This window comes from Streptomyces sp. JN8, from assembly GCF_055808075.1.
The window spans coordinates 4393673-4408840 of sequence record NZ_CM147852.1; the positions used below are offsets into that span (position 1 = coordinate 4393673).

The 15168-nt window shown below is 74.9% G+C and carries 11 protein-coding genes and 1 riboswitch; of the genes, 3 read left to right on the forward strand and 8 right to left on the reverse strand.

Going from position 1 to position 15168, the window contains the following annotated elements:
• Positions 1 to 59: 59 nt before the first annotated feature.
• From cobJ to ACY0MR_RS19340, 3 genes are read right to left on the reverse strand one after another with little or no spacing between them, the layout of a single operon-like run.
• Positions 60 to 1553 carry a precorrin-3B C(17)-methyltransferase gene (gene cobJ, locus ACY0MR_RS19330; RefSeq protein WP_388801808.1) on the reverse strand — a complete coding sequence of 498 codons (1494 nt, stop codon included), beginning with the start codon at positions 1551 to 1553 and terminating at the stop codon, positions 60 to 62.
• Positions 1550 to 2203 carry a precorrin-8X methylmutase gene (locus ACY0MR_RS19335; protein ID WP_361856619.1) on the reverse strand — a complete coding sequence of 218 codons (654 nt, stop codon included), beginning with the start codon at positions 2201 to 2203 and terminating at the stop codon, positions 1550 to 1552. Before ACY0MR_RS19335 ends, cobJ begins: the two co-directional genes overlap by 4 nt.
• Positions 2200 to 3540: a cobalamin biosynthesis protein CobG gene (locus ACY0MR_RS19340; RefSeq protein WP_473554325.1), complete on the reverse strand. Its 1341-nt coding sequence runs from the start codon at positions 3538 to 3540 to the stop codon at positions 2200 to 2202. Before ACY0MR_RS19340 ends, ACY0MR_RS19335 begins: the two co-directional genes overlap by 4 nt.
• A gap of 115 nt (positions 3541 to 3655) precedes the next feature.
• Positions 3656 to 3749, forward strand: a riboswitch (cobalamin riboswitch).
• 58 nt (positions 3750 to 3807) lie between these two features.
• On the opposite strand from ACY0MR_RS19340, the gene cobN reads away from it, so the two are divergent.
• Positions 3808 to 7422, forward strand: coding sequence for a cobaltochelatase subunit CobN (gene cobN, locus ACY0MR_RS19345; RefSeq protein ID WP_473554328.1), 3615 nt, complete (start codon positions 3808 to 3810; stop codon positions 7420 to 7422).
• Here cobN and abc-f read toward each other — a convergent pair.
• A complete protein-coding gene (gene abc-f / locus ACY0MR_RS19350) occupies positions 7419 to 9038 on the reverse strand; it encodes a ribosomal protection-like ABC-F family protein (protein WP_473554330.1) in 1620 nt (539 codons plus the stop codon). The genes cobN and abc-f overlap by 4 nt on opposite strands.
• A 364-nt stretch (positions 9039 to 9402) precedes the next feature.
• On the opposite strand from abc-f, the gene ACY0MR_RS19355 reads away from it, so the two are divergent.
• Entirely contained in the window at positions 9403 to 10395 is a 993-nt protein-coding gene (locus ACY0MR_RS19355) for a hypothetical protein (RefSeq protein ID WP_473554333.1), read from the forward strand.
• A gap of 2 nt (positions 10396 to 10397) precedes the next feature.
• On the forward strand, positions 10398 to 10754 hold the full coding sequence (locus ACY0MR_RS19360; RefSeq protein ID WP_473554336.1) for a GntR family transcriptional regulator: 357 nt from the start codon (positions 10398 to 10400) through the stop codon (positions 10752 to 10754).
• 82 nt (positions 10755 to 10836) lie between these two features.
• Here the strand turns inward: ACY0MR_RS19360 and ACY0MR_RS19365 are convergent, their stop codons facing one another.
• The 4 genes from ACY0MR_RS19365 to ACY0MR_RS19380 all read right to left on the reverse strand — a co-directional run bounded on the left by ACY0MR_RS19365 (position 10837) and on the right by ACY0MR_RS19380 (position 15007).
• Positions 10837 to 11796: a D-2-hydroxyacid dehydrogenase family protein gene (locus ACY0MR_RS19365; protein WP_404083803.1), complete on the reverse strand. Its 960-nt coding sequence runs from the start codon at positions 11794 to 11796 to the stop codon at positions 10837 to 10839.
• 74 nt (positions 11797 to 11870) lie between these two features.
• Positions 11871 to 12308, reverse strand: coding sequence for a hypothetical protein (locus tag ACY0MR_RS19370; protein WP_361849721.1), 438 nt, complete (start codon positions 12306 to 12308; stop codon positions 11871 to 11873).
• Positions 12305 to 13768, reverse strand: coding sequence for a glutamate/gamma-aminobutyrate antiporter GadC (gene gadC, locus ACY0MR_RS19375; RefSeq protein WP_473554340.1), 1464 nt, complete (start codon positions 13766 to 13768; stop codon positions 12305 to 12307). The genes ACY0MR_RS19370 and gadC overlap by 4 nt, the downstream gene beginning before the upstream one ends.
• A 276-nt stretch (positions 13769 to 14044) precedes the next feature.
• Positions 14045 to 15007, reverse strand: coding sequence for a GlxA family transcriptional regulator (locus ACY0MR_RS19380; protein WP_473554342.1), 963 nt, complete (start codon positions 15005 to 15007; stop codon positions 14045 to 14047).
• Between the last annotated feature and the right edge of the window lie 161 nt (positions 15008 to 15168).

Genomic DNA, 15168 nt, shown 5'->3' on the forward strand with positions numbered 1-15168 from the left:
ACGGGCGCGGCCGCGCCCGTCGCCGGGCACCGGAGTCCCGCGCCCCGCCCGCCCGGGTGTCAGCCGTAGCGGCGCGGCGTCCAGGTGATCGTGCGGCCGTCCGCCCGCTCCACGGCCCGTGTCTGCGACGAGCCGACGAGCAGCAGGGTCCGCATGTCGACCTCGGAGGGCTCCAGGGTCTTGAGGGTGACCACCCGCACCGACTGCTCGGGGCCGCCGACGTCACGGGCGACGACCACCGGGGTCTCCGGGGAGCGGAGTTCGAGGAGGAGGTCGCGGGCCGCGGCGACCTGGTGCGTACGGGACTTGGAGCCCGGGTTGTAGAGGGCGATGACCAGGTCGGCGCCGGCGGCGGCGCGCAGCCGGGCCTCGATGACGTCCCAGGGCTTGAGCCGGTCGGACAGGGAGATCGTCGCGTAGTCGTGGCCGAGCGGGGCGCCCGCGGCGGCGGCGGCCGCGTTGGCGGCGGTCACCCCCGGGAGGACCCGTACGGGCACGTCCGCGTACTCCGCTTCGCAGGCCACCTCCAGGACGGCGGTGGCCATCGCGAAGACGCCGGGGTCGCCGCCCGAGACGACCGCGACCCGGTGGCCGCGGCGGGCCAGGTCGAGGGCGAACTCGGCGCGCTCGGACTCCACCTTGTTGTCCGAGCCGTGCCGGATCTGCCCGGGCCGCAGCACCGGCACCCGGTCGAGGTAGGTGGTGTAGCCGACGAGGACGTCGGCGTTGACGAGGGCGCCGCGCGACTCCGGGGTGAGCCAGGGGGCGCCGGCCGGGCCGGTGCCGACGACGACGACCTCGCCCCGCTCCCGTACGGCGGGCTCGCGGTCGACGCGGGAGGGGAGCACGGCGACCGAGAAGTACGGCACGGTCTCCGGGTCGACGTCCACGAGGTCGCCGGTCCGCTCGCCCGCCATGAACGCCCGCTCCACGTACCGGGCGTCGTCCAGGCGGCCGGCCCGGTCCAGGGCCCGCTTCACGGTGGGGAAGGTGCGGCCGAGCTTCATCACGACCGCCGAGTCGGTGCCCGCGAGGCGGGCCGTCAGCTCGTCCTCCGGCAGCGTGCCGGGGATGATCGTGAGGACCTCCTCCGCCTCGCACAGCGGCTCGCCGAGCCGGGCGGCGGCGGCGGACACCGAGGTCACGCCGGGGATGACGGTCGTGTCGTAGCGGCCGGCGAGCCGCTTGTGCATGTGCTGGTACGAGCCGTAGAACAGCGGGTCGCCCTCGGCGAGGACCGCGACGGTGCGTCCGGCGTCGAGGTGCGCGGCGAGCCGGGCGGCGGCCTCCTCGTAGAAGTCGTTCAGGGCGCCCCGGTAGCCGCCCGGGTGGTCCGTGGTCTCCACCGTGAGCGGGTACATCAGCCGCTCCTCGATGTGGTCCTCGCGGAGGTGCTCGGCGGCGATCGAGCGGGCGATGGAGCGGCCGTGGCGGGCCGAGTGGTACGCGATCACGTCGGCGGCGGCGATCGCCCTCACCGCGGCGACGGTCATGAGGTCCGGGTCGCCGGGCCCGAGGCCGACGCCGTACAGCTTTCCGGTCACGGTGGTCATGCCTGGATCTCCGCTTCGTGGGCGATCGCGTTGATCGCGGCGGCCGTCATCGCGCTGCCGCCGCGCCGGCCCCGCACGACGAGGTAGTCGAGGCCGAGGTCCTGTGCGGCCAGGGCGTCCTTGGACTCGGCGGCGCCGATGAAGCCGACGGGTATGCCGAGGACGGCGGCGGGCCTCCCGGCGCCGTCCGCGACCATCTGGAGCAGGTGGAAGAGGGCGGTCGGCGCGTTGCCGATGGCGACGACCGAGCCTTCGAGGCGGTCCCGCCACAGTTCGAGGGCGGCGGCGGAGCGGGTGGTGCCCAGCTCGGCGGCGAGGGCCGGCACGGACGGGTCGGAGAGGGTGCAGACCACGTCGTTGTCGGCGGGCAGCCGCCGCCGGGTGACCCCGCTCGCGACCATCTGCGCGTCGCAGAGGATCGGCGCCCCGGCCCGCAGGGCGGCGCGGGCCCGCGTGACGACCTGCGGCGACCAGGCGATGTCGCGTACGAGGTCGGTCATGCCGCAGGCGTGGATCATCCGGACCGCCACCTGGGCGACGTCGGCGGGCAGGCCCGCCAGATCCGCCTCGGCGCGGATCGTGGCAAAGGACCGGCGGTAGATCTCCGCCCCGTCCTTCTCGTAGTCGAACATCCTGTTGCTCTCGCTCATCTCGTCGTGCGGGCCGCGGTCACGGCTTCGGGCAGGGCGGTACGGGGGGTGGGGACGCCGTCCACCAGGTAGTCGCCGCCGGCGGTGGCGAGGACGTCGGTCCAGGCGCCGTGCGGGTGTCCGCAGCGTCGCTCGCACCCGGAGAAGTGCACGGGCAGGACCGGCGGGGTGGATCGGCGCGGGGCGGATCCCGAGCCGGATCCCGAGCCGGAGCCGGAGCCCGAGCCCGAGCCCGAGCCGGAGCTCTGGGCCGGTCCCGAGCCCGAGCCGGATCCCGAGCCGGAGCCCTGGGCCGGTCCCGGTGCCGCGTCCGCGCGGACGTCGGCGAGGGACTTGGCGCAGCCGGGCCGCCCGGTGCAGGCGGTGACCCCGGCCCAGGGGGAGTCGGGGCGGGTGATCAGCCCGGCCGCGTCGAGCAGCGGCAGCCGGCCGGGGTCCGTCCCGGCCACGACGACCCCGCGCCAGGGCGTGAGCCGCACCTCGTCGGCGGGGAGCAGCGCCCGCAGCCGGTCGGCGGTGAGCCGGCCGAGCGGGGCGAGCACGGAGAGGGCGGCGGGTCCGAGGACGCCGGGCGCGGGGGGAGGGCCGTGCGGGAGGGCCGGCGCGGGGACGGGTTCCCCGGTGACCCCGCACTCCGCGAGGTCCACCCCGTACCCCGGGGGCAGCTCGCGGACCCGCCAGGCGCCGGTGCCGGCCTCGGCGGCGGCGGCCAGGAACCCGCCCGCCGCGGCCAGGGCGGCCGCGGGCGCGGCGGAGGCCGCGAGCCGGACGGCCCGCCCGCCGACGTGCAGCTCCGCCTCCCCGCCGCCCACTGCGACCAAGGTCACATCGCCGCCGAGTCCGGCGACGTCCCCCCGCCCGTCGTCGAGGACGAAGAGGAACCGGCCGGAGAGCGCCGCCGCCCAGGGCGCGGAGAGCAGGTGGGTGTCGAGCTCCCGGGCCCACAACTGCACGTCGGCCGCGCCGAGTCCGTCGAGGCCCGAGGCCGGCGAGGCGACGATGTTGCGGACGCGTTCGTGGGTGGGGGAGGGCAGCAGCCCGGCCTCGGCGAGGAGCGCCGCCAGCTCGGCCCCGCAGTCGTCGGCGAGGCCCCGCAGCTCGGCGTTGCCGCGGGAGGTGACGCTGAGCCGTCCGTCGCCCAGACGCTCCGCGGCGGCCGCCAGAGTCTCGACCTGATGCGCCATCAGGCGCCCGCCGGGCAGCCGGAGTCGGGCGAGACGGCCGTCGTCGGCGGAGTGCAGGCGCAGCGCCCCGGGGCACGCGTCGCCACGGTCCCTTGTGCGAGGTTCGCCCGGTTCGGGCGTCGGGGGCGGGGTGGGCGGCATGGCGGCGAGCATACCGACGGGGAACCGGCCGGCCACCGGGTGTGATCCGGTCGACTCCGCCGCTCCCTGGGGCCCGCCGACGCCACGATCTAGGATGCAGATCGGCATGGGGTCCCAGGACCCCGGGGAGGAAGCCCGGTGAGAATCCGGCGCGGTCCCGCCACTGTGAGCCGGCCCGGGCTGTGCGTTCTGCACGCCCCGGGCAGGTGAGTCAGGAACTCCCGCCATCCACACGACCACCCGGGGCGCGGACAACCCCGAGGAAGGCCTGCGCTCGCCATGCTTCTGCTGCTGTCGCACTCCGACACCGACCTGCTCAGCGCCCGCGCGGCCGGCGGCCCGGTGGAGTACCGCTTCGCCAACCCCTCCCGGCTCCCCCTCGCCGACCTCACCGGCCTCCTCGCCGAGGCCGACCTCGTCGTCGTCCGCCTCCTCGGCGGCCTCCGTTCCTGGGAGGAGGGCCTCGACGCGGTGCGCGCCGCCGGGAAGCCGGTGGTCGTCCTCAGCGGCGAACAGGCCCCCGACGCGCAGCTGATGGAGGCGTCCACCGTCCCCGTCGGCGTCGCCACCGAGGCGCACGCCTACCTGGCGCACGGCGGCCCGGCGAACCTGGAGCAGCTGGCCCGCTTCCTCTCCGACACCGTGCTGCTCACCGGTCACGGCTTCGAGTCCCCGGCGGCCGCCCCGACCTGGGGCCCGCTGGAGCGCACCGCCCGCGCGACCACCGGCCCCACCGTCGCCGTGCTCTACTACCGCGCCCACCACATGAGCGGGAACACCGCGTTCGTCGGCGTCCTGTGCGACGCGATCGAGGACGCCGGTGCGCGGGCCGTCCCGCTGTACGTGACCTCCCTGCGCGCCCCCGAGCCGGAGCTGATCGACCGGCTCCGCACCGCCGACGCGATCGTCACCACCGTCCTCGCGGCGGGCGGCACCAAGCCCGCCGAGGCGCAGGCCGGCGGAGACGAGGAGGCCTGGGACGCGGGCGCGCTGGCCTCGCTCGACGTGCCGATCCTCCAGGCGCTCTGCCTGACCGGTTCGCGCGCCGCCTGGGAGGAGAACGACGAGGGCCTGTCCCCGCTGGACGCCGCCGGACAGGTCGCCGTCCCCGAGTTCGACGGGCGCTTGATCACCGTGCCGTTCTCCTTCAAGGAGATCGACGAGGACGGCCTGCCCGCCTACGTGGCCGACGCCGAGCGCGCCGCCCGCGTCGCCGGGATCGCCGTGCGGCACGCCCGCCTCCGGCACATCCCGAACGCCGAGAAGAGGCTGGCGCTCGTCCTCTCCGCCTACCCGACGAAGCACTCCCGCATCGGCAACGCCGTCGGCCTCGACACCCCCGCCTCCGCCGTGTCGCTGCTGCGCCGGCTGATCGCCGAGGGGTACGACTTCGGGCCCGAGGCGGACCTGCCCGGCGTGGTCTCCGGCGACGGCGACGAGCTGATCTACGCCCTCATCGAGGCCGGCGGCCACGACCAGGACTGGCTGACGGAGGAGCAGCTCGCCAGGAACCCGGTCCGGATCCCGGCCGCCGACTACAAGCGCTGGTACGCGACGCTCCCCGAGGAGCTGCGGACCCACGTCGAGGAGCACTGGGGCCCGGCGCCCGGCGAGATGTTCCTCGACCGCTCGCGCAATCCGGAGGGCGACATCGTCCTCGCCGCCCTCCGCCGGGGGAACCTGCTGGTCCTCATCCAGCCGCCGCGCGGCTTCGGGGAGAACCCGATCGCGATCTACCACGACCCCGACCTCCCGCCGTCCCACCACTACCTGGCCGCCTACCGCTGGATCGCCGCCCGCGCCGAGGACGGCGGCTTCGGCGCCGACGCCATGGTGCACCTGGGCAAGCACGGCAACCTGGAGTGGCTGCCCGGCAAGAACGCCGGCCTTTCCGCCGCCTGCGGCCCCGACGCGGCCCTCGGCGACCTCCCGCTGATCTACCCGTTCCTCGTCAACGACCCGGGCGAGGGCACCCAGGCCAAGCGGCGCGTGCACGCGACGCTCGTCGACCACCTGGTGCCGCCGATGGCGCGCGCCGACTCGTACGGCGACATCGCGCGCCTGGAGCAGCTCCTCGACGAGTACGCGCAGATCTCCTCGATGGACCCGGCGAAGCTGCCCGCGATCCGCGCCCAGATCTGGACGCTGATCCAGGCCGCCAAGCTCGACCACGACCTGGGTCTGGAGCAGCGTCCGGAGGACGACGGCTTCGACGACTTCCTGCTGCACGTCGACGGCTGGCTGTGCGAGGTCAAGGACGCGCAGATCCGCGACGGCCTGCACGTCCTCGGCGGCGCCCCGGTGGGCGAGGCCCGGGTCAACCTGGTCCTCTCCATCCTGCGCGCCCGCCAGATCTGGGGCGGCACGCAGGCGCTGCCCGGTCTGCGCGAGGCCCTGGGCCTCGACGAGTCGGCCGCGACCCGCACCACCGCCGACGAGGCGGAGGCGAAGGCCCGCGAGCTGGTCGAGGCGATGGAGGCGGCGGACTGGTCCGTGGAGGCGGTCCCGGCGGTCGCCGCCGCGTACGGCGACGAGGTGCGGACCGTGCTCCGGTTCGCCTGCGAGCAGGTCGTGCCGCGGCTGGCCGCCACCACCGACGAGCTCGGCCACGCCGTGCACGCCCTGAACGGCGGGTTCGTCCCGGCCGGCCCGTCCGGTTCGCCGCTGCGCGGTCTGGTCAACGTCCTGCCGACCGGCCGGAACTTCTACTCGGTCGACCCCAAGGCCGTGCCGTCCCGGCTGGCCTGGGAGACCGGCCAGGCGCTCGCCGACTCGCTCCTGGAGCGCTACCGCACCGACAACGGCACGTGGCCGACGTCGGTGGGCCTCTCCCTGTGGGGCACCAGCGCGATGCGCACCGCCGGCGACGACGTCGCCGAGGCGCTCGCCCTGCTCGGCGTCCGCCCGCTGTGGGACGAGGCCTCGCGCCGGGTGAACGGCCTGGAGCCGATCCCGCTCGCCGAGCTCGGCCGCCCCCGCGTCGACGTCACCCTGCGCATCTCGGGCTTCTTCCGGGACGCCTTCCCGCACGTCATCGGGCTCCTCGACGACGCCGTGCGGCTGGTCGCCGGCCTGGAGGGCGAGTCCGCCGAGGACAACCACGTCCGGGCGCACGCCCAGGCCGACCTCGCCGAGCACGGCGACGAGCGGCGCGCGACGACCCGGATCTTCGGCTCCCGGCCGGGCACGTACGGCGCGGGCATCCTCCAGCTGATCGACTCGCGGGACTGGCGCACGGACGCCGATCTCGCCGAGGTGTACACGGTCTGGGGCGGGTACGCGTACGGCCGCGGGCTCGAAGGGCGCCCGGCCCGCGCCGAGATGGAGACGGCGTACAAGCGGATCGCGGTGGCGGCGAAGAACACCGACACCCGCGAGCACGACATCGCCGACTCCGACGACTACTTCCAGTACCACGGCGGCATGGTGGCGACGGTCCGCGCGCTCAAGGGCACGGCCCCCGAGGCGTACATCGGCGACTCCACCCGCCCGGAGACCGTCCGCACGCGCACGCTCGTCGAGGAGACCTCCCGGGTCTTCCGTGCCCGGGTGGTCAACCCGCGCTGGATCGAGGCGATGCGCCGCCACGGCTACAAGGGCGCGTTCGAGCTGGCGGCGACCGTCGACTACCTCTTCGGGTACGACGCCACGACGGGCGTCGTCGCCGACTGGATGTACGACAAGCTCACCCAGGAGTACGTCCTCGACCCGGAGAACCAGGCCTTCCTGAAGGAGGCCAACCCGTGGGCCCTGCACGGCATCGCGGAGCGGCTCCTGGAGGCCGAGTCGCGCGGCATGTGGGAGAAGCCGGACGCGGAGACCCTGGCCGCGCTGCGCCAGGTGTTCCTGGAGACCGAGGGCGACCTCGAAGGCGGCTCCTCCGACGAGGACTAGGCCCGCACGGTCCCTGCCGGGGCCGGGGCCGGGGCCGGGGCCGGGGCCAGTTCCAGGCGTCGGCCCCGGAAGCCCTGCCTGAGGCGCCGGTCGTGACTGACCACGACCAGCGTGCCCTCGTACGTCGCGAGCGCGGCCTCGATCTCCTCCACCAGGCCCGGTGCCAGGTGGTTGGTCGGCTCGTCGAGCAGCAGCAGATCGGCGGGGGAGGTCACCAGCCGGGCCAGTTCCAGCTTGCGGCGTTGGCCCGTCGACAGCAGCCGGACCGGGGTCGTCAGGTCCCGGGCCGCGAACAGCCCGAGGGCGAGCAGTTCGTCCTCGCGACCCTCTCCGAAGGCCTCGCCCACCGTACGGGGGTCGAGGGGCGGGGCCGTGTCCTGGCGGAGCAGCCCGACCCGGGCGGGTGCGCTCACCGCGCCCGCGTCCGGGGCGAGTTCGCCTGCCATGACCCGGAGGAGGGTGGTCTTCCCCGCGCCGTTGGGGCCGGTGACCAGGAGGCGCTCGCCGGGGTCGAGGTGCAGGGCGTCGAGGTGGAGCCGGCCGTCGACCCGTACGCCGGTCAGGTCGACGGGCGCGCCCCGGCCGTCGAGCCGGGCGCGGAACCGGAGCGGCTCGGGGGGCGCGGGCACCGGGTCGGTGGTGAGCCGGTCGATCCGCTCGCGGGCGGCCCGGATCCGGCTCATCGCGCCGTGCGCCCGTGACCGGGCGCGGAAGGCGCCCGCCCCGCTGAAGGCGGCCGGTGCCTTGCGCGGGATGGCGGAGAACCGGTCGATGTGGGTGTCGGCGAGGGCCCGGTGGCGGGCCAGTTCCTCCTTCCACTCCTCGTACTCCCGCTGCCTGCGCGCCCGTTCGGCGGCGCGTCCGGCCAGGTAGCCGCCGTAGCCGTTGCCGTAGCGGCGGACGGTGTGGCGGTCCTCGTCGACCTCCAGGACGGCGGTGGCGACCCGGTCGAGGAAGACCCGGTCGTGGGAGACGGCGACGACCGTGCCCCGGTGGTCGCGCAGCCGCTCCTCCAGCCAGGCCACGGCCTCGTCGTCGAGGTCGTTGGTCGGCTCGTCGAGCAGCAGCAGTTCGGGCTCGGCCGCGAGGACGGCGGCGAGCGCGAGCCGGGACCGCTGCCCTCCGGAGAGGGTGCCCAGGGGGCGGGTGCGGTCGAGCGGTCCGGGTTCGCCGAGCCGCCGCAGCGTGGTCTCGACCCGCCGGTCGGCCCCGGCGCCGCCGCGGGCCTCGTAGGCCGCGAGCAGGTCCGCGTACCCGGTGAGGTCCCCGGTCTCGGCCAACTCGGTCTCGGCTGCCCGGATCGCCCGCTCCAGCTCCCGCACGTCCGCGAGGGCGTGGTCGACGGCGTCGCCGACGGTCGCGGTCGGGGGGAGGTCCAGGGTCTGGGCGAGGTGGCCGATGCCGCCGGGGGACGTGACGGTCACCGTGCCGTTGTCGGCGGTCTCCAGGCCGGCGAGGAGCCGGAGGAGGGTGGACTTCCCGGAGCCGTTGTCGCCGACGACGCCGAGGCGTTCACCGGGGCGGACGGTGAGGGAGATCCGGTCGAGCACGGTCCGGTGGTGGACGTGCCGGTCGTCGTAGCGCTTGGTGACGTCGGTGAGATGGGCACGGAACAAAGGGTGACCCCCGTGTGTCGGCGACGATAGATCCAAGACGAGACGTCTCGTCTTGGATTCTCGACGGTACTCCACTCGCGCGCACCACGCAAGACGTTCCGTCTCGTGAGGGCGGGCTGCCGGTCGGGCGAGCTGCGGAGCCGGCCGCCCGCCCGCCGCAACTCATCGGCCGCCAGGGCGTCCTGGCGGAGGTCGCGGAGGCCCTGCGGGCCGTCCTCGCCGACCACGCCGGCCGACCTGCCGGGCGGGCCGGCCGGGCGCGGTTCCCCCGCGGGAGAGGCGAGTTGTTCCAGCAGAGTGCGAGTTGTTCTAGCGAAGTGCGAACAACTTGTTCTATCCTGATGCGAACAACAGGGGGTCTTCCATGAACCGATCCAGGCCGGCCGCGCCCACCGCGGCCGCCACACTCCGTCTCCGCGCGCTCGCCGCGCTCCCGTTCCTCCTCGCCCTCGCGGGCCACCTCACCCTGCTCGCCGTCTGGGCCGACCGGACGCCCGACACCCTCGCCACCCACTTCACCGGGGCCGGCGGCGGCCGCGCCGACGGCTTCACCGGCCGGACCGCGTTCACCGTCGTCTCCGTCGCCCTGCTCCTGGGCCTCGGCGCCGCCTGGACGCTCCTCGTCCGCCGCGCCGCGCTCTGGGGCGCGTGGGCGACGGCCGCCTTCGCCGCGACGCTGCTCGTCCTCCTCCTGCGGGACAACCTGGACGCCACCGACCCGGCCCAGGTCGTCTCCCCGCTCACCAACCTCGCGGCCGCCGCCGCGGCGGCCGCCCTGTCCGCCCTCGCGGGCCTCGCCCTCGCCCGCCTCGTACCGGCCGGCGCCGGACCGGACGCGCCCTCGGGCGAACCCGACGCGCCCCGCCTCGCCCTCGGCGCGAGCGAGGTCGCGGGCTGGACCCGCGCCACCACCTCCCGGCCGCTGACCGTCCTCGCGGTGCTCGCCCTCGTCGCCGTCCCCGTCGGCCTGGTCCTCGCCCCCTGGCCCGGCGCCCTGCTCGCCCTCCTCGGTCTGGTCGTCGGCCTGCCCGGCCTCGCCCTCGCCCGGGTCCGGGTCACCGTCGACCGGCGCGGCGTCACCGTCCGGCCCTCGTTCGTCTCCCGGCCACGCGTGCGCGTGCCGCTCGACGGGGTCACGGGCGCGAGCGTCCGCGAGCTCGACACCGCCACCGTGCTCGCCGACTACGGCGGCTGGGGCTACCGGGTCCGGGCGTCCCGTACGGGCGTGGTGCTGCACGCCGGCGAGGCCCTCGTCGTACGGCGGGACAGCGGCCGCGAGTTCGCGGTCACCGTGCCCGACGCGCACACCGCCGCCGCCCTCCTCAACACCCTCGCCGAACGGCATGGGAAGGTCTGACCGTGCTCTTCCGTGTCGACCCGGCCTCCGCCGCGCCCCTCGGCGACCAGATCGCCTCCTGCGTCCGGGGCGCCCTCGCCGACGGCTCCGCCGTGCCCGGCGAGCGCCTCCCGGCCGCCCGGGAACTCGCCGACTCCCTCGGCGTCAACGTCCACACCGTCCTCCGCGGCTACCAGCGGCTCCGCGAGGAGGGCCTGATCGAACTCCGCCGCGGCCGCGGGGCCCTCATCGTCCCCGGGGCCACCGCCCCCGACCGCGCGCGGCTGGTCTCCCGGCTGCGCGAGGTGGCGTCGGACGCCCGGGAGCTGGGCCTGACGGACGAGGAGTTCGTCGAACTGGCCCGCACGAGCCTGACCTAGACCGCGGCGCTCGGACCGGCCGGGCCCGGCCCGGCGGGACCCCAGCCGGGACCGGCCGAGCGCCCACGGCTCACCCGTCGGATCAGCCCAGCTCCCGTACCGGCGCACCTGCCAGGAACGCCTCGACGTCCTCCACCGCCTGCCCGAAGTAGCGCCCGTAGTTCCCCTCCGTCACATAGCCGAGGTGCGGCAGCGCGAGCACGTTCGGCAGGGACCGCAGCGGGTCGTCCAGGGGCAGCGGCTCCGTCTCGAAGACATCGAGCCCGGCCCCCGCGATCCATCCCTCGCGCAACGCCCGCAGCAGCGCACCGCCGTCGACGAGACCCGCCCGGGAGGTGTTGACGAGGTACGCGTGCGGGCGCATCGCCCGCAGCTCCGCCTCCCCGACCAGGCCTCGGGTGCGGTCCGAGAGCGCCATGTGCAGCGAGACGAAGTCGCTGCCCGCGAACAGCTCCCGCTTGTCCTCCGTGAACCGCGCGCCGTGCTCCGCGGCCCGCTCCTCCGTCAGGTTCGGGCTCCACGCGCGCACGTCCATCCCGAAGGCGAGCCCGATCCGGGCCACCCGGGAGCCGATCTTGCCGAGGCCGACGAGCCCGAGGGTCCGGCCCGCCAGGTCGGCCCCGACCGTGGACTGCCAGGGTCCGCCCTCCCGCAGCGCCCGCGCCTCGGCGGGCACGTGCCGGGCCAGGCCGAGCAGGAGCGCCCAGGTGAGCTCGGTGGGCGGCTCGGAGCTGCTGGCCGTGCCGCAGACGACGACCCCGCGCGCGCGTGCGGCGGCGACGTCGACGGAGGCGTTGCGCATTCCCGAGGTGATCAGCAGCCGGAGCCGGGGGAGACGGGCCAGCAGCGCGGCGTCGACGGGGGTCCGCTCCCGCATGACGACGAGGATCTCGCAGTCCTCGACGGCCGCGACGAGGGCGTCCCGGTCGGTGAGGTGCTCGCGCAGGACGCGCACGTCGACGCGGTCGGCGAGCGGGCTCCAGTCGGCGGAGGTCAGGGCGACGCCCTGGTAGTCGTCGAGGACGGCGCAGCGCAGCTTCATGACGGCATGATCGCGCACGCCCCCCCGGCTCCGGCGCGGGGGGCCGTCCGCCGGGGCCGGCGGCGCCCCGCGCCTCAGCGCCGTACGGTGTCGTCCGTCTTGAGGTCGTCCACGGTGTCGTCGAAGTCGTCGACCTGGTCGGGGCAGTAGACCTGGAGGACGATCCGCTCGGCCTGCACGGCCTTGGAGTCGGTGATGACGGGCCGCATCCCCGGGCCGGTGGCGCCGTTGGCCTGCTGGATCTTCCACAGGGCGGTCTTCAGGGCGTTGTCCGGGTCGTCGCAGACCGGGCCGCCGTCGGTGCCGAGCACCCGCTCGACGGTGTCGGTGTCGGGCGACGGGTATCCGGCCTTCACCAGGGCCTCCTGGAGCTGCCTGGCCTTGGACGCGGTCTCGTTGTTCGTCCGCACGGCCTGGTACCGGACGATTCCGGTGATCACGAGGCCGACGAGGATCACGATCGCGCCCCAGTAGATCCACTTGTGCTCGGAGGCGAAGCGGGTGGGGCTCATGCCTGCTCTCCCTCGCTCGGGGTGGTGGCGGGGGACGTCTTCCAGCTGGGCTTGCGGAACCTCAGGAAGGCCCAGGGGATCAGCAGGCCCAGGATGACGAGGCCGCCGCCGACGATGGCGATGTACGACCAGACGCTGCCGCTGCCGAACTGCGAGCTGGGGACGAAGCCGATGCACAGGGCGGCGAGCGAGGCGAGCAGGCCGACCACGCACAGGGTGCCCAGCGCCGGCGCGCGGTAGCCGCGGGGATGGTCCGGCTGGGTCTTCCGCAGCCGCATGGCCGCGGCGAACATCAGCAGGTAGACGATCAGGTACACCTGTGTGGTGATGACCGAGAAGATCCAGTAGACGCTGGAGACGTTCGGGAGCAGCGCGTAGCCGAGGGCGATGACCGTGGTGACGACGCCCTGGGTGACCAGGATGTTCTGCTGGATGCCGTTCTTGTTGAGCTTCTGCAGGAACGGCGGCAGGTAGCCCTCCTGGCGGGAGATCTCCAGCAGGCCCTTCGAGGGGCCGGCGAGCCAGGTGAGCATGCCGCCGAGGGAGGCGGACACCAGGGCCACGGCGGCGATCGGGGTGAGCCAGCCGATGTCGAAGTACGAGAAGAAGGCGTCGAACGCCTGCATCACGCCCGCCGTGAGGCTGAGCTGGTCGGCGGGGACCACCCAGCTGATGGCGAGCGCCGGCAGGATGAAGATCAGCAGCACCAGGCCCATCGCCAGGAACATCGACCGGGGGTACTCCTTCGCCGGGTTCTTGAGCGAGGAGACGTGCACGGCGTTCATCTCCATGCCGGAGTACGACAGGAAGTTGTTGACGATCAGGACGAGGCTGGCGAGGCCCGTCCACTGCGGGAACAGGTTCGCGGCGGTCATCGGGGCGGCCGAGGGGTTGCCCTGGCCGAGGAAGACCATGCCGAGGACGACCAGCAGGGTGCCGGGGATCAGGGTGCCGATGATCAGCCCCCAGCTGGCGAGTCCGGCCAGTGCCTTCGTACCGCGCGAGGAGATCCACACGCCGGTCCAGTAGAGGACCATGATCACGATCGCGGTGTACGGGCCGTTGGAGGCGAGCGCCGGGTCGACGATGAAGGCGATGGTCGACGCGACGAACCCGAGCAGGCTCGGATAGTAGAAGATCGTCATCGCGAACTGGCACCACACGGCGAGGAATCCGAGCGGCTTCGACAGTCCCTCGGACACCCATCGGTACACACCGCCGTTCCAGCCGGAGGCCAGCTCGGCGGAGACCAGGGCGGTCGGCAGCAGGAACACGATGGCCGGGACGAGGTAGAGGAACACGCAGGCCAGGCCGTAGACGGCCATGGTCGGCGCGGCCCGCAGACTGGCGACCGAGGCGGTGGTCATCAGGGCGAGCGTCACCCAGGTGAGGGTCGCGGGCGCGGGTCGGGCCGCCGTCCGCGGTCTGGGTACCTCGGCCGGTGTGTCGATGCTGCTCATCGGAGCCCTCCCTCTGGTCGCACGATGAGCCCACGCTCGGGCGCACGGGGATCCGTCACAAGCGGAGGGGGTCCGGACGGGGGAGTCCGGAGCCGGACGGGGGACTCCCGGGCGGAGTGCAAGTCCATCGAACAAGCCGAACAAGCCGAACAAGCCGAACGAGCCGAAGGAGCCGAAGGAGCCGAAGGAGCACCCTCCAGAACGTCCGCCACACCGTGGTCTTCGCCGGCTCGGCCCTGGCCCTGGCGGCCGCCGCCCTGGTCTGAGCCCGGCGGCTCAGCCGCCGGGCGTGCGGGTGAACGAGCGGCGGTACGACCGGGGCGGCACGCCGCGGCGCCGGACGAACTGGGCGCGGAGCACCGCGGCGCTGCCGAAGCCGACGGCGCGGGCGATCTCCTCGACGGGCAGGTCCGTGGTCTCCAGGAGCTCCTCGGCCCGGCTCAGGCGCAGCGAGAGCAGCCAGGCGTGCGGGGTGGTGCCCGTGGACGCGGCGAACCGGCGTGCGAAGGAGCGGCGACTCATCAGCGCCCTGCGGGCCAGCTCGGCGACGGGCAGCGGCTCGTGGAGGTGCTCCCGGGCCCAGGCGAGGACGTCGGTGAGGCGCTCGTCACGGCTGTCCTCGGGTACGGGCGTGGCGAGGTACTGGGCCTGGCCGCCGTCCCGGTGGGAGGGCAGCACCAGGTCCCGGGCGATGGCGTTGGCCGTGGTGGCCCCGTACTCCCGGCGCAGCAGGTGCAGGCAGAGGTCGAAGCCCGCGGCGGCGCCCGCGCCGGTGACGACGGGGCCCTGGTCCACGTAGAGGGCGTCGGGCTCGACGGTGACCTCCGGGTGGCGCTCGGCCAGGAGTGCGGCGAACCGCCAGTGCGTGGTCGCCCGCCGGCCGTCGAGCAGCCCGGCGGCGGCGAGCGCGAACGCCCCGACGCAGTGGGCCGCGACGAGCGCCCCGCGCGCGCGGGCGGCGTTCAGCGCGTCGAGCACGGCGGGAGCCGGAGGCGTGCGGAACTCCGCCCAGGGCAGGGCGATCACCAGGTCGGCGGCGGCCAGCCGGTCCAGTCCGTGCTCCACGACGAGGGGCAGGCCGACGTCGGTGCGGACCCTTCCCGGCCGGTCGGTGCAGAGGGCGAAGTCGAAGAGCGGGAGTCCCCCGCCGCGCGCGTCGAACACCTCGGAGACGATGCCCGCGCCGAGCATGCCGACCCCGTGCGGGGCGTAGGCGGCGACGGTGACGAAGGGCGGCATGGGCCGAGTCTGGCACGGGGGCCCGCACGGCGACGGGCCGCGTCCGGGGCGGAGTCCGGGGGCGGGGGCGGGAGTACGTCCGGTGCGGGGCCGCGGCGCGTCCGGCCCGGCCGTACGCCCGGAGCTACGGCCGCCCGTTCCGGGGTTGGCACGATTCCCGC